Below are 20,301 nucleotides of genomic sequence, written 5' to 3'. Positions count from 1 at the left end.
GGAACAGGCTCCGGCACTCAGCACACCCAGCCTGCAAGGCCCACTGCCCGGCGCAACGGGACAGACCTATGCGACATAGATCACGAACACCAGCCACCGAACCTCCGACGACGTGGCATGTAAGACCTGCCAGCGAGCCTGTCACTCACCAAGACATAGCAAGCAGGTTCTCAAGTTCAGACGCCAACTGCGGCACGAGCCGCATCGCGAAGGGTGAAGAAGCATGGGTGGTTTCGAAGGCCGGAAGCTGATCGTCGTCGGCGGCAGCAGCGGCATGGGTCGGCAGAGTGCTGAAGACGTGGTCGCAGCCGGCGGCTCGGCCGTCATCATCGGCCGCGACCAGGCCCGAGTGGACGACACCGTCAACACCTTGTCCCAGAACGGGGAGGCGTGGGGCATCACTGCCGATCTTGCCAACCGCGACGACGTCAGGCGGGTCCAGGACACGCTGGCGGCCGAGCACGCCGACGCCACCCTCCTGGTGAACTCAGCCGGGTTCTTCATCCCCAAGGCTTTCCTCGACTACGAGGGCGCCGACTACGACGCCTACCTCGAGCTCGCCAGGTCTGCCTTCTTCCTCACCCAGACCGTCACCCGAGGAATGATCAGTGCCGGTGGAGGCGCCATCGTCAACATCGGCTCGATGTGGGCACACCAAGCCATCGCCGCAACCCCGGCGACCGGTTACTCGATGGGCAAGGCTGCCCTCCACGCGCTCACCCACAACCTGGCCATGGAGCTCGCGGAGCACAAGATCCGCGTCAACGCCGTGGCGCCTGCCGTTGTCGCGACTCCCTTGTACGAGGCTTTCGTACCCAAGGACCAGTTCGAGGCCACGCTCAACAGCTTCAACGGCTTCCACCCGCTCGGCCGTGTGGGAACGCCCAAGGACATCGCCTCTGCGGTGACCTACCTGCTCTCCGACGATGCCGGCTGGGTCACCGGCGCGATCCTCAACGTGGACGGCGGCGTCATGGCGGGCCGGAACTAGGCCTCAAAGAGATTCCCGGCCATTCGGGGTCCGGGCTCAGAGCAGCACGGAGTCCTAGGCGAACAACACGAGAAGGCAAACCTCACAGCGAGGAGCTGGAGCGATGGCACAGGCATATGAGCGCACACCCGAGGCAGTCGAGCGACTGACGCCACGACAGCGGGCGGTCACCCAGGACGACGTCACCGAGCCGCCCTTCGAGAACGAGTTCTGGAACTCGAAGGAGCCCGGCATCTACGTCGATGTGGTCTCAGGCGAACCGCTCTTCGCGTCGGTCCACAAGTTCGACAGCTACACGGGCTGGCCCAGTTTCACCATCCCGCTCGAGCCGGGCAACGTCGTTGAGCGCACCGACACCAGCCATGGGATGGTCCGGACAGAGGTTCGCTCGGCACACGGCGACAGCCACCTCGGCCATCTCTTCCCAGACGGCCCAGTCGATGCGGGTGGCATGCGCTACTGCATCAATTCTGCCTCCCTGCGATTCATCGCCGCCAAGGACCTCGAGACCGAAGGCTATGGCCAGTACGTGCACCTGTTCGACGCGGCTCCCGGCCCGGCGGCGTCCGGGGAAGGCGTCGAGTGATCAATTAGCCGAGACCGCGGTCCTTGCCGACGGTTGCTTCTGGGGTATGCAGGACCTGTTGTCGACCTCGGGTGGGCTACACCGGCGACGAGAACGAATTGCCCTTTGAGGAGGATCTGCATCCCTCTGGACGCCGTTGAGGCAGAGGATGCGGAGTGCTTCTCGTTGGCTGGACACTCCAGCCAGGCATCGAACGTATGAGTCAACCAAGGTGGACGTGTGGATATTGAAGCGCAGAACGCATCCGACGATCAGCGGAGTGATCACTGGGCTCGACTGGACGCCTTTCTCCGGACGGATCCGCGCGATGCGGGCTGCGACGAAGCCATGGAGATGCTGGACGTCTACGCGGAGCTGCTTGCTGCGGGCAACGACCCGAGCGAGCGGTTCTCGGGCGTTCATGCGCACTTCCTGGCCTGCGGTCCGTGCGCCCAAGACTTGGAGGGCCTGCTATCGGCGCTCACGGGGCCGGACCCTTCTCAGCCCGACCCGCCGTAGCCCACCTATAAGTTGGTCTATTTAGTCCCAAATCCTTGCCGATTCCAATGCAACTGGGCATTTGTGTGGACTTCATCGTCCAGTATACGGTGGCCTAGGCGTGACGTCGGGAGTGACCTGACCAGCGCGTACACGGCTTGTGCTGCTCTGACGGAAGAGGTTGCGGTGGACGACGCGGAGATCGATCGAGAGAATCGCCGGTGGGTGCGGGATCTCGCTGCTGCGGGCCCACGGAGAGAGGCGACATGCGCCGAGTTGTATCCCTTGCTGCTCCGCGTCGCGACTTCCGAGGCTCGTCGACGCGCACCCCTCCTCAAGCTGGACGGCCCAGAACTCGAGGACATCGCCCACCAGGCCGCCGCTGACGCACTGATGGCGATCAGCGAGCGTTTGGACAGATTTCGAGGTGAGGCGCGGTTCACCACGTGGGCGAGCAAGTTTGCGATCTTCAACGTAGCCGCCATGATGAACCGCCACTTCTGGCGTCGCCACGAGGTCCCCTACGAACAAGAGGATTGGTCCAAGATCGCTTCGCGGTTCGACGCCGGCCCCGAGGACGAGGCACAAGCCCGCGAGTTCGCGGCCGCCGTCTCATCTGCGGTGAAAGAGAACCTGTCCGATCGCCAGCGGCTGGTGTTCGTTGCGACGGTCCTCAACGGCATGCCGATGGATGTGCTGGCCGACGAGCTGGGCTCGACCCACAACGCGCTGTACAAGGTCCTCTTCGACGCCCGCAAGAAGCTCCGCCTCGCGCTGGTGGCCGATGGCTACCTGCCGGAGGCGCCTGCGGTTCGGTCGGCCTGAGGTCGCCGGTTTTCGGACGCGACACATGGAACGAAACGCTCGAGACGGCGTTCTCAGTGCGTGAGCGGCTCGGGGCAGAGGTGTGGCCATCTGCCCCGAGAACGACCAGGCGTGAAACGGGATCAGCGTTCGACGGGGCCTGGGTCGAGCGAGGAGGTGTCCAAGTCACCCTTGCGGAGCCGAAAGACCTGAAGACGCAGGTTGTAGTACTTCTCCGTTTCTCCGACCCACTCCATCCCGATGCGACGGGCGGCGCGCGTGCCGCGATCGTTCTTGGGCCGTACAACAGCGAAGACCTCTTCCTCGCCCTTGCTGAAGGCATAGTGGGCCAGAGCGTGACCCGCCTCGGCCGCCAGCCCCCGGCCCCACGCCCATGGAGCGAACTGGTAGCCCAGCTCCAGGTCGTCACCCTCCGGCGGCAGTGGAAGGATCTGCCCCGAGCCGGCGACACGCCCGCTCTCGGTCTCCTCGATCACCCACCGGCCACTCGGGCGCCCTTCCGATCCCAGAGGTGCGGTGATCCATCGGTTGATCACCGCACGCATCTGGTCGAGATCCTTGATGCGATCCATTACCGGGGCCAGCCACCGGGAGACCTCCGAGCTGCCGTATATGTCGAGCGCCTCGGCTGCGTCATCGTGACGCCACGGACGCAGCCGCAACCGTGGTGTGCTGATCGTCGAACCGACGATGGTGACCTGGTGAGTCAACGCTGCTCCTCGATGGGGACGGGGCGCGCCCGACGGGGCGCTTGGCGGTTGATTACACTACGCCGTACCGGACGAGATGGTCCATCTAGGCTCCTGGTCAAGCTCCTTGAGGACTTTCTGCTCCTCCCGCGAATGCTGAGCTCGACTTGAGGTAGTCGGGATCAAGGACACGCGCTTGCCGAACGGCGCCTCGATGGCCTAATTTGGACGAAATCGTCCTATTGGCTCCTGGTCGACGGATCGACCCAGTTCATCGGGCCAATCACCCGCCAGCATGCAGGAGCCATGAGCCACGGGACCGACCGTGCCGATGCTGGAGTAAGACGGCGCGACAGACCTGACACCTACCAGGCGAACAACCGTTCACGCCGGCACCGCGTATACGACACGAAGACGACAGCCCAGCCGCCGTGGACGCCGAACCGCATGAAGACGGAGCGAGAGATGAACGACACCAAGCAGTCGGCCGAAGGTCTGGCGATCCTCGAGCAACATTCTCTGTACACGGACGTGGGCCGGAAGCGTGAGGGCACCTGGGTCTACGTCTCGGCCTGTGCGATCGCCCCGAGCGCCTGACCCACGCCGCCATGTCTGACATTGCTGCCCAGGCGCGCTACGAACAGTTCGTCGAACTCCACCGTGGCCCCGAAACGTTCATCATGCCCAACGCATGGGACGGCCCGTCGGCCCTGCTCTTCAAGGAGGCCGGGTTCAAGTCCATCGCGACGTCTTCAGCGGCCTTCGCCGCGACACTGGGCCGACTCGACGGCATCCACGCCGTCAGCCGTGATGAGCACCTGGACCATGCCGCCCTCCTCACGACCACGAGTGGCCTGCCGATCAACGGCGACTTCGAGGACGGCTACGGCGAGACTCCCGAAGATGTCCGGGCCACTGTCGACGCTGCCGTTGCCCGCGGTCTCGCCGGCATCGGAATCGAGGACACCACTGGTGACCCCTCCAACCCGATTCGCGACTTCGATGACGCGGTTCGCCGCATCGAGGCTGCCGCCGCGGCTGCGCACGGACGGATCGTTCTGACCGGTCGTACGGACAACTTCTTGTGGGGGATTTCCGACATCGACGACACCATCCGCCGCCTCTCCGCTTACGCGCAGGCAGGAGCCGACGTCCTCTACGCACCGAACCTGCCGGACATGGCCTCCGTCAGCGCAGTCGTCAGGGCCGTCGCGCCGAAGCCGGTCAACGTCCTCGTCGGCCCCCAAGATGGGGCCACCGTGGCGGAACTTCAGACGATCGGCGTCCGCCGGATCAGCCTCGGGGTCGACCCCTACACGCACGCTCTCGGAGCAACACAGGCGGCCGCGGCGAAGCTCGCGAGCGGAGACCTGACGGCACTCGCGTCAAATCTCAACTTCGGCCACATCATCGACCTCATCAAGGGCTGACCCGGCCGTGCACTCGGCTCATGGAGCTAGATCGCAGCGTGAGCCGGCTCGCCGGTACCCCCTGGGGCGCCTACAGAGCAGGGCTGGTCAGGAGCATGTGATGAGCGAGGAGAACACATGATCGAAAACGAAGAGGTGGAGCTGACCCCCCACGCACCGCAGGTGCGCGTGGTCACGGCATCGTCGTGCAACGCGGCCGTCCGCGTCGCGACACAGCCTGAAGCCGCTCGCGCCGCCGCCACTGGTGCGCAGCCCGGTAGCAGGCGGGGCTGGGCGTCCGTCGGTGCGGTCGCGCTCGGCGCGTTCGTCATCGTCATGACGGAGACGCTGCCGGTGGGGCTGCTGCCGGAGATCGCCGACGGACTGCAGGTCTCGCTCGGCCTGGCAGGACTGATGGTGCTCGTGCCGGGCTTCAGCGCCGCCGTGTCGGCGCCGCTGTTCTTCCTCGGCTCCGGCCGCTTCAACCGGCGCTCGGTCATCGTCGTCCTGGGTCTGACGGTACTGGTATCGAACGCGGTCGTTGCGGTGGCGCCGAACTTCGTCCTGGTGCTGATCGCTCGTATGCTCTTCGGCGCCACCCTCGGAGCCTTCTGGACCGTGGTCTCACCGGTCGGACCCAAGCTGGTGGGCCCGGCCGGCGGAACGCGCGCCATCACCATCATCGCGGCCGGTATTTCGGGTGGGACGGTGGTGGGGCTGCCCGCGGGACAGTTCCTCGGCAACCTCGTCGGCTGGCGTCTCACTTTCGCCATCGCGGCGGCGGCGACACTGCTCGTCGTGGTCGTGCAGGCGGTCGTGCTGCCGGGTATTCCGCCGGACGGGCGTACGCACCTGCGTGATCTGGTGGGAGTCGTGACGCGGCGGGCCGCCCGGTTCGGGATGGCAGCGGGCGCGATGGTGTTCGTCGGACAGTTCGCCGCCTGGACCTATGTCACCCCGTTCCTGATGGACCACACGCATCTGTCCAGCGGCGTGATCTCCTTGCTGTACCTCATCTACGGCTGCGGTGGCATCGTCGGCTCACTCATCGCTGGATCGTTGTTCAAGCGCGGTGTGATCGGCAGCTTCGCCGGGGCGGCGACGGTGGTGGCCGCCTTGCTCATCGGGCTGGCGATCACGGGGACCATGCCCTGGCCGGCTGGCCTGTTGCTCGTGCTGTGGGGCTTGTTCTGGGGAATCGTGAACCCGGGAACGCTGGTCTGGATACTCGACGCGGCCCCGGAAACCCCGGAGGCCGCGTCGGCGGTGAACGTGACGAACCTTCAGATAGCCCTGGCGGCAGGGTCCGGCCTCGGCGCGATCCTTGTTTCGTCGACGACCTTGCAGACGGTGTTCCTCACGGCCGGCTTCATCGTCCTTGCCTCCGCCGTGCTCGCCGCGGTGGCGGGGCGGTTCGTCACACTCGCCCGGAGGGGGTGAGGAGCCCGGCGAGATCGCGGCAGCGACGGTAAGACGGCGCCGCGATCCGACACCGACCAATCGAACCATGACGCGATTCGTTGTGCCCGTCCACAGCGAACGCCGAACCGCACAGAGAAGGAGCGAGAAGATGAACAACGCCAAGCAGTCGGCCGAAGATCTGGCGATCCTTGAGCGACTCAACAACGATTACGTCCACTCCGACCAGTTCAACGATGTCCAGCGCTTCAGCGAGTTCCTCGCCGAGGACTTCATCGTGCAGCTTCCGGGGATCACCCGTAACCGTGCCGAGTTCCTCGACTACATCGCCAAGCCGCGTCCCTTCAGGGATCTCGCTGTGCACGACGTCACCATCCGCATTCTCAGTGACGTCGCTCTGATCCACGGCCGCAGTACATACACCATGCTCGCGGATGGAGCGGAGCAGGAAGCCCTGTACACGGACACGTACCAGAAGCGTGACGGGACCTGGGTCTGCGTCTCCGCCTGCGCGATCGCTCCGGGCGCCTGACGGCTGCCCGCGAAGCCGCTGGTCGCGACGTGGCAACGAGCCGACACCGTACGGTGAGCCGGCCGCCTCCTCGTGATCCTCTCCGGCACGCCCGGCTCCGGACGGTGGAACACCTCCCGAGGACTCGACTGAGGAAGCACGCAGGCTCATCGCACGGTGCGCGCCTACGTCGACGTGCGCACCTTCGAAACCTCCAGAAGCGCCGGCATGGCCCAGAACAAGAGAAAGACGGCTCGATGCAAGACGTGACCCCGGCGACCAGCCTGGGCAGCCGGGACAGAACGCTCCGGCCGGCATTCGTTTCCGCGGTGGTCTCCCTGGTGGCCGTGTTCGCCGCAGTGGGCTCGACGATCCCTCTTTTCAACATTTACCGAGCCGAGGACGGGTTCACCAACGCCGGCATCTCGCTGACCGTCGTCGCCTACTCCGCCGCTACTCTCAGCACACTGCTGGTGCTGGGACGACTGTCCAATCATGTGGGCCGACGGCCCACCGCGATCGCCAGCCTCGGACTGCTCGTCCTGGGTTGTCTGCTGCTCTTGAACGTGCACGACATCGGCGTCTTGATCGCCGGTCGGCTCCTGATGGGTCTCGGCGCCGGGCTGGCCAGCAGCAGCCTCACCGCCTACATCGTCGACGCCGCACCGGCCAGGCCGGCTTGGCTGGCCTCCGTCGCCTCCAGCCAGACGGTCATGCTCGGTCTTGCCGTCGGCGCCATCGCCTCCGGAGCCCTGGTCCAGTTCGGGCCCTGGCCACGCGAGCTCATCTACCTGGTCGCCGTCGGCCTCCTCCTGCTGTCTGCCGCTCTCATCGCCATCAGCCCGGACACCGTGGCTCCGGCGCCGGGCGGTTGGCGATCACTGCGCCCCAGCGTTCGCGTACAGGTCCGAGTCAGGCATCTGCTCCCCGTCGCGGCCGCGGTGTTCCTGGCCACCTGGGCGACCGGGGCGTTCTACCAGGCCTTCGTGCCCGCCCTCATCGGAGATCACCTTCACACCACCAGCCCGCTCATCCTCGGACTGGTGTTCGCCGCCTACATGGCCCCCAGCGCCCTCGGCGCCCCCCTCGGCAGCCGGTTCACACCCGCGGCAGCCCAACGCCTGGGCATGAGCGGCTTCCTGGCCGGATGGATCGGCATGATCACAGCGATCACGACCGGCGCACTGCCATTGTTCATCGCCGCAACCATCGTTGCCGGGGCCGCTCAAGGCGTCGCCATCAGCGCCGCCACCCGTGGCCTGCTCTCCGGCAGCAGGCTGACCGACCGCGCCCCGATCTTCGCCGTGGTCTATCTCCTCAGCTACAGCGGCGCCACCATTCCCAGCCTCATCTCCGCTCAGCTCTCCAAGGTCTTCTCAGTTCCGCAGATCGCGCTCGGGTACGGCGTACTTGCCCTCATCGCCACCCTGTTCACCGTCATCGCCGCACGCAACCCGCACGGACACGACCAGCCCGCCAGATGAGTGGACGAATCTCACCGTCACCCAGACGCCACTCGACGCCGAGCAGCGTGCCGTGAGCTTCCCGGCATGGCGAGTTCGCAGCGGAACCCGCGACGGTAAATGACCGTGCCCGTGCACGGGACGAGGTGATGCGCCCGCTGTGTGCCGCTCGAGGAACCTGTGCGTCGGGCAGCCGGAGCACCCATTTGCCTTTACTGCGATTTTCTGGGCCCGTGCGCAACATCGTCGTTTTCGCCGGGTATGCAGCGCTGATGAGCACCACGCCCATCGCCGACCTCGCCTTGGTGTCCGATCGCCATTCCGCCGGCCTGATCAGCAGGGACGGATCGGTCGAGTGGCTCTGCTTTCCCCGGTTCGACGGGCCCTCCGTCTTCGCCCGACTGCTGGACGACGAGGCCGGGCACTGGGCGATCCGCCCGGCCGTCCCGTACGAGACGACGCGCCGCTACCTACCGCAGACGATGGTGCTGGAGACCACCTTCCGCACCAGGAGCGGCACGGTGGTGCTCACCGACGCCATGCTCACCGGCCCGGACGACGGCGGCCACCGGCTCGGAGCCGGAGTGCCGCACCTACTCGTCCGACGGGTGTCCGGTGTCGGCGGCGAGGTGCCGATGGAGATCGACTACCGGCCACGGCCGGAGTACGGCCTGATCCACCCCATCCTGTCCGTCGTCGACGGCGGCGTGACGGCCCGCGGCGGCGCCGAGTGGCTCGTGCTGACCACGCCGGTCGCCCTCACCGTCGGCGACTGCACCGGACACGGCGTGTTCACGGTGCGAGAGGGCGAGACACGGCACTTCGGGATGCACCGCTCGACGCTGCAGGAGACCCCCGCGCGGGTGTGGGGCCAGGCGGAACTGGCGGCCCGGCTGGACGACACGATCATCGCCTGGCAGTCGTGGTCCAGCCTCCACCAGGCGTACGACGGGCCGTGGCGCGACCTGGTGCATCACAGCGGGCGGGTGCTGCAGGCGCTGTCCTTCCAGCCCAGCGGCGCGATCGTCGCGGCCGCCACGACATCGCTGCCCGAATGGGCCGGCGGCGAGCGCAACTGGGACTACCGGTACACATGGGTACGGGACGCGTCACTGACCATGTACGCCCTGTGGGTCGCGGCCTGCCCCGACGAGGCGAGCGACTTCTTCGCCTTCCTCACCACCGCGGCCCCGTCCCTGGGCAAGGACCGCGCGCTGCAGATCATGTTCGGCGTCCGCGGCGAGCACGACCTGAGCGAGCGCACCCTGCCGCACCTGCGCGGCTGGCGCGGCAGCCGACCGGTACGCGTCGGAAACGACGCGTGGAATCAGCAGCAGATCGACGTGTACGGCGAACTGCTCGACGCGGCCATGCGCCTCGAACACCAGATCAGCGACATCGACGACGACGTCCGCCGCTTCCTCCTCGTCTGCGCCGACACCGCGGCCGAGCGCTGGACGGAAAAGGATCGGGGCATCTGGGAGATACGCGGAGAGCCGCAGCACTTCCTGTACTCCAAGCTCATGTGCTGGGTGGCGCTGGACCGCGGCATCGCCCTCGCCGGCCTGCTGAGGGCGCAGGAGCGTGTCGAGTCCTGGCGGAAGACCTGCGCCGAGATCCGCGAAACCCTGCTGCGCGAGGGCTGGAACGACCGAGTGGGGGCGTTCACGCAGGCCTTCGGTTCTGACGAGCTGGACGCCAGCGCCCTCATGGTGCCGATCACCGGCTTCCTGCCCGCCGGTGACCCGCGGGTGCTCTCCACGATCGACGCCATCGCGGACCGGCTCACCGACGACCATGGCCTGGTCTACCGCTACCGCACCGCGGGCGGCATCGACGGCCTCGCCGGCGAGGAGGGCGCCTTCCTGCTGTGCTCGTTCTGGCTGGCGCAGGCGCTCGCCATGTCCGGGCAGGTCGGCCGGGCCAGGGAGGCATTCGAGCGAGCCGCCGCGCACGCCAACGACGTGGGCCTGCTGTCGGAGGAGGTCGACTCCCGGAGCGGCGAGCTGCTGGGCAACTTCCCGCAGGCGTTCAGCCACATCGGGCTCATCAACGCCGCCTGGGCCATCGACGAAGCCGAGCGGAGCGCGCGCGCCGGCGCGGGCCACGGGAACGGCAATGGTCGGATGGCGTGAGGTCACCGCCGAGTTCGCCGGGACGGCGCTCCTGCTCCTGCTCGTCGTCAGCGCGATCGTCGCGGGCTTCGCACCCGGCTCGCCGCTCGTCGACACGGTGCCGAACGAGGACCTGCGGCGGCTCGTGACCGGCGTCCTGTCCGCTACCGCGGCGGCGGGGATCGTCTACTCGCCGCTCGGCCGGATCAGCGGCGGCCACCTGAACCCCGCGGTCACGACCGCGTTCTGGTTGCTGGACAAGATGACGTCGGGTTCGGCGCTGAAGTACGCCGCGGCACAGGTGGCGGGCGCGATCACCGGTGCGCTGGCGGCGCTTCTGGTGTGGGGCGGCGCGGCGGTCAGCGTGCGGGTCGGCGCGACCGTGCCCAAGCTCGGCGGCGCGGCCACCGCGCTGGTCGTCGAGGCCGTGATGACGTTCCTGCTCCTCACGCTGATCCTCACCTTCGTCGACCGGCCGCGCCTGATGCCGTACACCGCTGCCGCCGCGTCATCGCTCGTGGCCGTACTGGTGTTCACCGAGGCGCCGGTGTCCGGCACCAGCCTGAACCCCGCCCGCAGCATCGGCCCCGCGCTGGTCGGCGCCACCTGGACGGGACTGTGGGTATACCTCGTGGCACCGACACTCGGCGCGCTCACCGCGGCGCTGCTGCACCGGCGCCTGTGGGGGACCGTGGCCTGCGCGAAGCTCATGCACGACCACACCTACCCATGCCACTTCCTGAACTGCGCCTACACCTCACCCGACGAGCGCATCGGGCGGCCGGTCCGTACTCGCTCCGCAGCTCTGTCGTCCCTCCTCGGCATCGGCCGGTGGCGAGCGCGCGCCCGTCACCGTCGCTCGCGGAGGCAGCAGCGAAGGTGAAGCCGATCGCCGTATATCCCGGAAAGGTGAACAGCACCCGCATCAGGGGTGCGGCCGGGTGAGGACGTCCGTGGCCGACGTGGCGTTCCGGGGCGTGGTGTCAGCGAGGGACGGGATCGGGACGCGGCCGGCGCTGCGCCCGGCCCACTCCCCCAGGGCGACGGCCATCACCGAGGCACCGGCGCTCACGAGTTGCCCCCGGTGCAGCGACGTCGCTTCGGGCCCCGCGACCGCCAGCAGGCCGCCGACGACGGCCGCGGCAGCGCCGAGCCGTACGCCGTCACGGCTGACGCGAACGGCTCTGGGCAGGCAGCTCAGCAGCAGATGGGCGCCGCTCAGGTCGCCGGCCACGTGGGCGTCCCAGGGCACGGTCCCTGACCGGTCCATCACGCCGACGCCGATGTCGGCCTGAACCAGGCCCTGACAGGACCCTCGTGACACCACGACGACGCAGTGCCCCTCGGACTGCAGCTCGACAACCGCGTCACCGAGCTCGGGACCGCCGGGAACCAGCCGCTCGATGGCGAGCCGCCGGGCGAGCCCTTCGTCGTCTCCCGCGAGCATCACGGTCGTCGCCGCCTTGGCCGTGTCGACGACGGCCTCCGCCATGGGGTCGATCTCGGGGGCCAGTCCCGCGACCGCGACCAGGCGGCCTTCCCTGGTCACGCCGATCGGCAGCAACCCTCGCGCTCGCCACTCGGGAGCCTCCGCCGGGAGGTGCTTGTCCAGATCGACGACCGGTTCGACAACCGCGTCCTCACCGGTCCGGGTCCCGGACGGGTCGGCGAAGTCGATCAGCGAACAGAACCGGGCATAGAGCTCGTCGGTGTCCAGACCGCTGCTGAGAGACACCAGCCGGTCGATCGTCCACGAACCGGTTGTGATGGTGTCGGCATCGAGGATCACCGTGTCGACGCGGTCCATGTGGCGCAGCGTTTCGCTCTCGAAGACGATGGAGCCGCGCCGCCCCAGCGCGCGGCTGACCGCGCACGCGAAGGCGTCGCGACCGACGGCGGCGACCGTTGGCGTGACCGAGATCAGGATGGCCAGAGCCCGCTGCGTGCTGCGCGTGGCGAACCGGGTGACGGCGTACCCGCCTGCCGCCGCCGGGCTCGCCACGTCCGCGTAACGCTCGATCGGGCCATGGGGCCGGTGGCACGGCCGTGGCCGCGCCATCGTCTTGATGTGCCGGTACGCGCCTGCCTGATGAGCGAGCCGCTCCTCCAGCAGCTCCCAGGCCTGCCGGCAGGCTCGCGCCTCGACGTAGTGGCCGGCGGACACGAGCGCGTTCGCGACCAGCCCGACCGGACGCAGCGTCAGCGTCTGCGTGATCATGGTCGCCGAGGTGAACAGGGCGTTCGTGGCGCGGCAGCCAAGGAGCCGGTCCAGTTCCGCGCGCAGGATCGGCGTGGAGTCCGCCAGGTGCAGCAGCGCGGGGACGGCGGGGGTGAGACGCGGCAGCCTGGCTGCCCTGCCCCCGAACGCCAGCCCGATCCCCGTCACGCCGGCGGCCAGCCGTATCGTCGCGCGTACGTGCTCCTCGGCCAGCCGGATCGGCGTGTGGTGCGCCCGCTCCTCCTGTTCGTCGAGTTCGGCGACGATCGCCATCAGCTTGGCCTGGTCGACCTTGTCCGGATCGCAGCCCACGAAAACGTTGCCGAGACGCCCGTTGACCTCCGCTCGGTCGACTCCGGGTTGTTCGAGCAGCATTTCCTCGAGTCGCTCGGCCGCGGTCTCCGTACCGGGCCCGCCGATGCCGTGCACGTCGATATGGAGCCCTCCCGGGCAGGTGCCCAGCCGCCGCGGGCAGGGAACCGCACCCCGCAGAGGGTCGGGCAACACCCCGCGGAGCAGCGTCGCCGACGTCATGAGAACGCGGGTCAGCAACATGCCGTCATCCTCCTCGCGGACGAGGGGGGCGTCCTGACGTGCGTGATGGTGCCGCCGGCGTGGGAGGCACCTCTGGTGTGCGGCCGTACCGCCGTTCCCTCATAGCTCTTCCTCGATCAGGTACGCCGGAAACCCCAACAGCCCACAAAGAGGACAAGCCGGTCAACACATGGGCGACCACCGCTCGGTGTCGTTGGTCGCAGTCATCGGCGTTCTTCGGGGTGTGGCATGCCCGCGACGGAAAGGAGCCGGACGGTCAGTCGGCCGTCGCGACGCGGGGGAAGCCAAGTTGGCTGCACAACTCCAGCTGGTCGTAATACACCTGGTGCGTGATGACCTTGTCGTCCTCGACGTGAGCCACACAGCAACCGCGAACGGCGATTTGACGGCGAGATCCTTCCAGGTAACGTCCGCAGGGGAGAAGAAAGGGCCCCATATGGGTGCCGGTGAGCATCCATTCGGTGACCGCGGGGTCGCTGAGGGTCGCCTTGTACCAGGGGGTCAGGCGGGCATCGGGGAACGCCGTGAGGTGCTGTTCGTATACGGCGACGATCTGCTCTCGTCCTTCCGCCACGCCTTCCGGTAGGACCAGGACGGCGCTCGGACTGTAGTGCAGGCCCATCTGGCCCAGCTCGTGATCGTTGAACGCTCGAAACAGCTCGTCCATGACGTCGTGAGCAGTGGACATCTCAACCGCCCCCTTGCCGCGCGCTTCAGCAGCACCGCGTGTGGTTGACATCCTGGCTTGACAAAACCATAGCGTAAATGGACGAAATCTTCCAATTCGTCCGTGCAGCGGCTGTCGACCGGACCGGAGGCGGGGCGAGCAACCGGCACACCCCATCCCCGCCTTCGCCGGCATCGATCTCATCCAAGTGCGGACATGGCCGGCAGCACTACTCGTGCTCGCCGGTGACCGGATGGAGGGGACCGGCGACGCACTCGCAGCTTTCCTCCAGCAGTGGCAGCCGGAGGACGAACCGGGCGCCGCGAGAAGAGTCCTCGATGCGCAGAGTTCCCTGGTGGGCGTGGGCGATGTCGCGGGAGATCGCGAGCCCGAGGCCGCTGCCGCCGGCCTCACGACGACGTCCGTCCTCCAGACGTACGAACCGCTCGAAAACTCGCTCACGGTCGGCCGGTTCGATGCCGGCGCCGTCATCGGTCACCACCAGGACCGCTTGGCCATGGGCCCGGGTGACGCACACGGCGACGTGGGCCTCGGCGTGCCGCCGCGCGTTGGCCACCAGGTTGCTCACCAGCCGGATCAGTTGGATCCGTGAGCCACGCACCCATACGTCACCGACCACCCGAACCTGCACCGGCACATCCTGCGAAGGCATGCCCGCCTCCTGCTCGACCAGCGCACCGAGGTCGATCGGCTCGTACGGCATCGGCTCACCGCCATGCAGCCGGGCCTGCAGCAACAGGTCCTCCACGATCGCCTCGAGCCGGTCACCGGTCGACAAGGCCTCGCGGATCGCGTCACGAGGATTGACACGGTCGGGGTAACAGAGCGCCTCCTCCAGTTGCAAGCGCAGGCCGGCGATCGGATTGCGGAGCTCGTGGGCGGTGGTGGAGGCGAGCTCGTACTGCTCCTCAACCTGGCGCAGAGCCCGGCTCATCATCCGCCACGTCAGCCGTCCCCCCACTACGGCCATCATGAGCGCGGTCACCGCGATGACGTATTCGAAATCATGCGCCGTCAGGTACGACGGCTCAGCCGCTCCCGCGTAAACGACGGAGGCGTCGGCGGACGGTGAGACCCTGCTGGCCGTCAGCAGGACACACCTCTTCCCCGAACACTCGGTCCGCTGTTGCAGCGGATGGCTGGACGTCGGCCTCAACCCGCTCAGCGGCGGCCGGCCCGCCGCCCGAGGACTGGAGCCGACGACGTTGCCACGGGCATCCACCAGTTGGATGAGATCGATACCCGCGGAAGGCGGGATGGGGTGCGGCAGCCCACCAGCCCGCACCCGGGCACTCCACCGGTCGGCGACCCGCTCGGCGTTGCCGAACACCTCGTTCCGGATCTTGTACCGGATCGCCAGGTCCAGGCTCACGCCGACCACGGCCACGACCACGAGGACGAGCAGCGTCACCGCCGCTGTGTAGCGCACACGGATGGAGCGCAGCGACAAGGTACTCCGCACCGCTCTTCCGGCGCGGCCGATCAGCCTGTCCGAGCGACCACGGCCCCGCCGTCCGGGGCCGGTCTCGGCCTGCCGGCACATCCGCGGCTTCGTCTTTCCAGTTGATCGCTGGCCCATACCAGCGTCGATGGGCTCAGGAACAGCCATCTGCGAACTCCTTGTCGGGTGGCCGCCACGCACAACACTCCGGGGAACCGCCTGTCGGCCGCGTCAGCCTGGATAGGGGCTGGAGGTCCGGCGGGGACATCTGTCAGAGCTGCGTGGTCCTGACCACAGAGGCGCCCTCTGACCTGGTCGAAGCGTCGCACCCAGGTCCGTTTTGGACGATTGCGTCCAGTTTGCGTGATTTACCCAAGCTTGTCAAACGGAGTCAAGGCGAAGGCTGTGACACGCCAGAGCTACGCCGATGCGGCGAAGGGCCTCGGCAAGGCAGCTGGAGAGGATCACTCGTTGATCGACTGCCCGCCCGACAGGCTGAACGGGGGCCGTCGTAACGCGGCCGGCGAGCTCGTCGGTGGACGCCGGAAAGATCGGCTGGACGGTGAGCGTGGTCTCCACCATCAGCCGCGCCCATCAGCACGCCGCCAGGGAACACGCCGGGACGGTCACCGGCATAAGGAACCGCCCAGCAGGGGCGGTATCCGGTCAGGCTCTGAGGAGCTACCGGCTCTCGGCGGCCTGCAGGGCGTCCGCGGCCGTCAGCAAGGAGGCTCCGAGGAGCACGACGTCCTTGACCAGGAACTGCCCTGCGAGGGACAGCTTCGGTTCGCCGCGGGTTTCCTGCCACGCCTCGGGCGTCGTGGCCAGGAAGCTGAGGGTGGTGGCGAACATGCCGACGGCGGCGAGGCTGCCGAGGGCTGATGCTCTGGGCGCGATCGGTTTGGCCGCGATCAGCGAGCCCAGAACGATTTCAGTGACGCCGATGAGCCTAGCGACTTTCTTCTCCCCCAATCGGGAGATCAGCCACGAGAGCGGCGGGCTCGAGGTTACGAGTGGACGAATATTCTCCACCTCGTAGTCTTCGAATTTTATTCGCCCGATCTCCAGAAGGTTGATGACAAGCCCATACCGAGCGGTTGAAACCCCCGCATTGTGGACTATTTTTCCGATGCGGTGCATTTTCATAAATCCCTCGCCTAATGCGTCGATTGTCTCAGTGTAGGACTCGAAACATCAGCCAATGCTAAGCATCAGGTCATGCTTCACCATCGGCGTTCGAGGGGCTCAGCTTCGGCCCGGGGACTGTGGCGGCAATGGCCCTGGTACATGCGGCTGGAGTGGGTACGAGGCCAGTGACGGTGTACGTAGAAGCATCCGGTCAGCGGCACCGGACGATCGCGAACATACGAGCTTCAGCAACCGGGACTGAAGCGCTCGATTCTGGACAAGTTACGCGGGGCTGCTGGCCGGCCGGAGCTGGCCGGCACAGACGTCCAGGTGGACGGGGCTCCACGAACAGACCATCGCCATGGCGGTCGCCGCCGTCGTCGGCTCGGCCATTTTCTATACCACGCGATCGGTACGACGCGACGCCGCCGCGTGCACGGCCACTTCCCGCATGGCCGCAGTCAAAGGAGCGCGAACTGCTCATGACCGATCAAGCAAACCAGCTCGCCACCGAGGATGCGGACAGGCGCTGCATCGACAGGGTCCGCACCCTGTCGATGGATGCGGTGCAGGCAGCGGAATCCGGGCATCCCGGCATCCCGATGACGCCGGCTCCGGTGGCGTCTTGCCTATGTGGCCTGAGCGTCCGACCGGCCCGCACGAGCGGATCACGGTGACGCCCACCCATGCAGGTCGACGGGCACCCGAAGGTGTTTGCCGTGGGCGACTTCGGGGAGGTCCCTCACCCTGACGCCGGAGAGCCGCTGCCGATGCTCGCCCAGGTGGCCACCGAGTCGGGCCGGCAGCCGCGAGGAACATCAGCGCGCTGCGTGGAGAGACATCCCGCAGCCCTTCCGACACAAGGACCTGGGAGCTACGGCCACAGTCGGGCGCGGCTTCGCAATGGCCGACATCGGACCGATCCGGCTCGGCGCGCAGCCGGGATTCCTGGCTTCGCCGGCGTCGGCCCGCGCGGAGCGGGCCAAGCGCAGTTCCGAAGCCAGGGATGACACAAGAACGAGGAGACACGAGATGCAAATCGGAATGGTCGGGTTGGGCCGGATGGGCGCCAACCTCGTCCGGCGGCTGATGCGGGCCGGTCATGACTGCGTGGTGTTCGACATCAGCCCGGATGCGGTGAAGGAACTGCAAAGCGAAGGGGCCACCGGGGCGTCCTCCCTGGAAGACCTGGTGACCAAGATGGACAAGCCCCGGGCGGTGTGGGTCATGGTCCCGGCCGGCGAGATCACCGACACGACGGTCCGCGACCTGGCGGGCCACCTGGAACCTGATGACGTGGTCATCGACGGCGGCAACTCCTACTACCAGGACGACATCGCCAGGTCCAAGGCCCTTTCGGAGTCCGGCATCCACTACGTCGACGTGGGCACCAGCGGCGGGGTGTGGGGACTGGAGCGCGGCTACTGCCTGATGATCGGCGGCCCGAACGAGATCGTGGACCGGCTCCGACCGATCTTCGAGGCGATCGCTCCCGGCGTGGACGCGGCGCCGCGCACCTCCGGCCGGGACGGGACTCCCGCGCCGTCGGAACACGGCTACCTGCACTGCGGACCGGCCGGTGCCGGGCACTTCGTGAAGATGGTGCACAACGGGATCGAGTACGGGGTCATGGCCGCCTACGCCGAGGGCCTGAACATCCTGAGGAACGCCAACGTCGGCACCGCGAGCCGCCAGGCCGACGCCGAGACCGCCCCGCTCGAACACCCCGAGTATTACCAGTACGACATCGATCTCGCCGAAGTCGCTGAGGTGTGGCGCCGCGGCAGCGTGATCGGGTCCTGGCTGCTGGACCTCACCGCCGCTGCCCTGCTGCGGTCCCCGAACCTGGAGGAGTTCTCCGGCAGGGTCTCGGACTCCGGCGAGGGACGCTGGACCGCGCTCGCCGCAGTGGAGGAGGGGGTGCCCGCGCCCACCCTGGTCAGCGCGTTGTTCTCCCGGTTCGGCTCCAGGGATTTGGACCACTTCGCCAACCAGGTCCTGTCGGCCATGCGCAAGGGCTTCGGCGGGCACGCGGAACGGCCGACCGGATGAGCGCCTCCCATAACCGACGCCTGGCCCTGCTGTTCGACATCGACGGCACCCTGATCACCACCGGCGGGGCGGGTGCCCGGTCGTGGCGCCTGGCCTTCGACAAGCTGTACGGCATCCCCGCCGACATCGGCGAGTTCACCGACACCGGCATGACCGACCCCGACGTGGGCCGTAAGACGTTCGAAGCGGTACTGGGCCGCAAGCCGGAACGGCACGAGTTCGCCAGGCTCCTGGAACGCCGCCTGCACTACCTGCGCCAAACCGTGGAGGAGGCGGAACACTACCGCGTGCTGCCCGGCGTCGAGGACCTGCTCACCGGGCTGGTCAACCAGGGCTACCTGGTCGGCCTGATCACCGGCAACGTGGAAACCGCCGCGCACATCAAGCTGCACCGCGCCAACCTGAATCGCTTCTTCTCCTTCGGCGGCTACGGCTCGGACTCCAACGACCGCGCCGAGGTGACCCGCATCGCGCTGCGCCGGGCCTCCCTGGTCTACGGCGAGGACCTGGACGAGGACTGCTGCCTGGTCATCGGTGACACCCCTCACGACGTGGCGGGCGCGCATGCGGCCGGAGTCGCTTGCGTCGGGGTGGCCAGCCACAAGTTCAACTCCGCCCAGCTCGCCGAGGCGCAGGCCGACTGGGTCATCGAGTCCTTGGAACAGGGGCTGCCCAAGGAGGCTCTCGAATGAGCATCCCGGCAGTAGAGACCTATGCCTTACGCCTGCCGGTCACCGGCCGGTGCCTGCGCCAGGCAGAACGTGCGCCGGGAGCGGTGCGATCGCGCGGTCCAGCGCCACCCAGCAGTACAGGAAGCCGCGCGACCGATCGGTAAAGAGTGCTGGCAAGACATGCGAGGCGATCGGGTCGCGGCGGGCTTCCACCTGGAGTGCCGGCACGTAGGCACCGCCGTCAGCAAGTAGACGCTCTCGTCCAGTTTGGCTTGCGTGCACCGGCCGAGGGACGGGACAAGATCCTTCACGACCGACCGTGCGTGGCGCCAACCACTCGCGAACGTCTATGAACTCGCGAGCCGGCCCGAACGCCCTCATCGTCCGCCTGCCGCCGCCGCTCCGAGTTCTTCACATCCCGAGTTGACAAGCTCGGACGCCGTGAGTTAAATGGACGCGATCGTCCAAAAGTTCATTGCGGCGACTGCTCGACCAGGCACGTGTGCGCTGCTGGTGGCCGGTCGTCATGCCAAGCGTCGACCCATGGCACCGCCGCACTGCACGGGGTCTCCAAGGCTATGCGGCCCGCATGTGGCGCCCGTCCAGGAACGGGAACGGCGGCGGCCACCCGAGCCGCAACTCGCAGATGGCTGAGGCTGTTCCCGAGCCACTCGACGTCCGTGTGGATCAGCGATCAGCTTGAGGACACAGCCAAGACACAGCAGCGACGAACAGCCAACCGAGATCGCCCACGACTTGCGGGCAGTGGCCCGCTCAGAAGAACCGGTGGGACGCTCAGGAAAGGTGAAGCGATGCCGTCACCGTGTCCCATTCAGGTGACCGTGGTCGTGATCGGCGCGGACATGTATCCAGACCGTCCGCGGATCCCGCTGTCGCGTACGCCGGCGCGGTGAAGCCGTTGGTTCTGTCGACGCTTGTCTTCGAATTCAAGGAGTGACATGAAGCTCGCCGTACAGGAGCAGCTTCTGCCTGGCCGCACGCTGCAGGAGAAGTTCGCGTTCGCGGTGGACGCCGGATTCGACGCCATCGAGTTGCGCGGCAAG

Annotated in this window: 19 protein-coding genes; 14 read left to right on the top strand and 5 right to left on the bottom strand. The window is 67.5% G+C overall.

The features are described from left to right. The first annotated feature begins 223 nt into the window (after positions 1–223). From C1J01_RS01260 to C1J01_RS01245, 4 genes are all read left to right on the top strand, one after another. Positions 224–991, top strand: coding sequence for an SDR family NAD(P)-dependent oxidoreductase (locus C1J01_RS01260; RefSeq protein WP_111175187.1), 768 nt, complete (start codon positions 224–226; stop codon positions 989–991). Positions 992–1,094: 103 nt separating this feature from the next. Beyond that, complete coding sequence (msrB, locus tag C1J01_RS01255) at positions 1,095–1,577, top strand: peptide-methionine (R)-S-oxide reductase MsrB (protein ID WP_111175186.1); 483 nt, start codon at positions 1,095–1,097, stop codon at positions 1,575–1,577. A gap of 219 nt (positions 1,578–1,796) precedes the next feature. After that, positions 1,797–2,075 carry a hypothetical protein gene (locus tag C1J01_RS01250; RefSeq protein WP_220039674.1) on the top strand — a complete coding sequence of 93 codons (279 nt, stop codon included), beginning with the start codon at positions 1,797–1,799 and terminating at the stop codon, positions 2,073–2,075. A gap of 165 nt (positions 2,076–2,240) precedes the next feature. Then, entirely contained in the window at positions 2,241–2,879 is a 639-nt protein-coding gene (locus C1J01_RS01245) for a sigma-70 family RNA polymerase sigma factor (protein WP_111175185.1), read from the top strand. A 122-nt stretch (positions 2,880–3,001) separates the two neighbouring features. Here C1J01_RS01245 and C1J01_RS01240 read toward each other — a convergent pair whose 3' ends face one another. Beyond that, positions 3,002–3,589, bottom strand: a complete 588-nt coding sequence (locus C1J01_RS01240) for a GNAT family N-acetyltransferase (protein ID WP_235854161.1) — start codon at positions 3,587–3,589, stop codon at positions 3,002–3,004. A gap of 444 nt (positions 3,590–4,033) precedes the next feature. Here C1J01_RS01240 and C1J01_RS52940 point away from each other — a divergent pair, with 444 nt between their 5' ends. The 7 genes from C1J01_RS52940 (at position 4,034) to C1J01_RS01205 (ending at position 11,367) form a co-directional block, all read left to right on the top strand. Next, positions 4,034–4,165 (top strand): hypothetical protein, encoded by a 132-nt coding sequence (locus C1J01_RS52940; RefSeq protein ID WP_268958553.1) that lies wholly within the window; start codon positions 4,034–4,036, stop codon positions 4,163–4,165. A gap of 11 nt (positions 4,166–4,176) precedes the next feature. Further along, on the top strand, positions 4,177–4,998 hold the full coding sequence (locus C1J01_RS01230; RefSeq protein ID WP_111175184.1) for an isocitrate lyase/PEP mutase family protein: 822 nt from the start codon (positions 4,177–4,179) through the stop codon (positions 4,996–4,998). Positions 4,999–5,115: 117 nt separating this feature from the next. Beyond that, positions 5,116–6,417, top strand: coding sequence for an MFS transporter (locus C1J01_RS01225; protein ID WP_111175183.1), 1,302 nt, complete (start codon positions 5,116–5,118; stop codon positions 6,415–6,417). A gap of 130 nt (positions 6,418–6,547) precedes the next feature. Beyond that, a complete protein-coding gene (locus tag C1J01_RS01220; RefSeq protein WP_111175182.1) occupies positions 6,548–6,928 on the top strand; it encodes a nuclear transport factor 2 family protein in 381 nt (126 codons plus the stop codon). Between the two features lie 236 nt (positions 6,929–7,164). Further along, complete coding sequence (locus C1J01_RS01215) at positions 7,165–8,391, top strand: MFS transporter (protein WP_111175181.1); 1,227 nt, start codon at positions 7,165–7,167, stop codon at positions 8,389–8,391. A 251-nt stretch (positions 8,392–8,642) separates the two neighbouring features. Beyond that, a complete protein-coding gene (locus C1J01_RS01210) occupies positions 8,643–10,505 on the top strand; it encodes a glycoside hydrolase family 15 protein (protein ID WP_111175252.1) in 1,863 nt (620 codons plus the stop codon). Further along, on the top strand, positions 10,489–11,367 hold the full coding sequence (locus C1J01_RS01205) for an MIP/aquaporin family protein (RefSeq protein WP_111175180.1): 879 nt from the start codon (positions 10,489–10,491) through the stop codon (positions 11,365–11,367). The genes C1J01_RS01210 and C1J01_RS01205 overlap by 17 nt, the downstream gene beginning before the upstream one ends. A 42-nt stretch (positions 11,368–11,409) precedes the next feature. Here C1J01_RS01205 and C1J01_RS01200 read toward each other — a convergent pair whose 3' ends face one another. The 4 genes from C1J01_RS01200 to C1J01_RS01180 form a co-directional block, all read right to left on the bottom strand. Beyond that, positions 11,410–13,257, bottom strand: coding sequence for a hypothetical protein (locus C1J01_RS01200; protein ID WP_111175179.1), 1,848 nt, complete (start codon positions 13,255–13,257; stop codon positions 11,410–11,412). Positions 13,258–13,513: 256 nt separating this feature from the next. Then, on the bottom strand, positions 13,514–13,996 hold the full coding sequence (locus C1J01_RS01195) for an ester cyclase (RefSeq protein WP_235854160.1): 483 nt from the start codon (positions 13,994–13,996) through the stop codon (positions 13,514–13,516). A 157-nt stretch (positions 13,997–14,153) separates the two neighbouring features. Continuing rightward, complete coding sequence (locus C1J01_RS01190) at positions 14,154–15,356, bottom strand: sensor histidine kinase (RefSeq protein ID WP_181448514.1); 1,203 nt, start codon at positions 15,354–15,356, stop codon at positions 14,154–14,156. 711 nt (positions 15,357–16,067) lie between these two features. Beyond that, positions 16,068–16,526, bottom strand: a complete 459-nt coding sequence (locus C1J01_RS01180; RefSeq protein ID WP_220039673.1) for a YkgB family protein — start codon at positions 16,524–16,526, stop codon at positions 16,068–16,070. A 134-nt stretch (positions 16,527–16,660) separates the two neighbouring features. On the opposite strand from C1J01_RS01180, the gene C1J01_RS53415 reads away from it, so the two are divergent. From C1J01_RS53415 to C1J01_RS01165, 3 genes are all read left to right on the top strand, one after another. Then, positions 16,661–17,191, top strand: a complete 531-nt coding sequence (locus tag C1J01_RS53415) for a thiamine pyrophosphate-binding protein (protein WP_328589581.1) — start codon at positions 16,661–16,663, stop codon at positions 17,189–17,191. Between the two features lie 226 nt (positions 17,192–17,417). Further along, a complete protein-coding gene (gnd, locus tag C1J01_RS01170; protein ID WP_111175175.1) occupies positions 17,418–18,566 on the top strand; it encodes a phosphogluconate dehydrogenase (NAD(+)-dependent, decarboxylating) in 1,149 nt (382 codons plus the stop codon). Beyond that, a complete protein-coding gene (locus C1J01_RS01165; RefSeq protein ID WP_111175174.1) occupies positions 18,563–19,258 on the top strand; it encodes an HAD family hydrolase in 696 nt (231 codons plus the stop codon). Before gnd ends, C1J01_RS01165 begins: the two co-directional genes overlap by 4 nt. Positions 19,259–20,301 lie beyond the last annotated feature (1,043 nt).

Origin of the sequence: Nonomuraea aridisoli, from assembly GCF_003236395.1 — a bacterium.
In the GTDB taxonomy this organism is placed as follows: Bacteria; Actinomycetota; Actinomycetes; order Streptosporangiales; family Streptosporangiaceae; genus Nonomuraea; species Nonomuraea aridisoli.
This window is presented reverse-complemented; position numbering and strand designations above follow the sequence as displayed.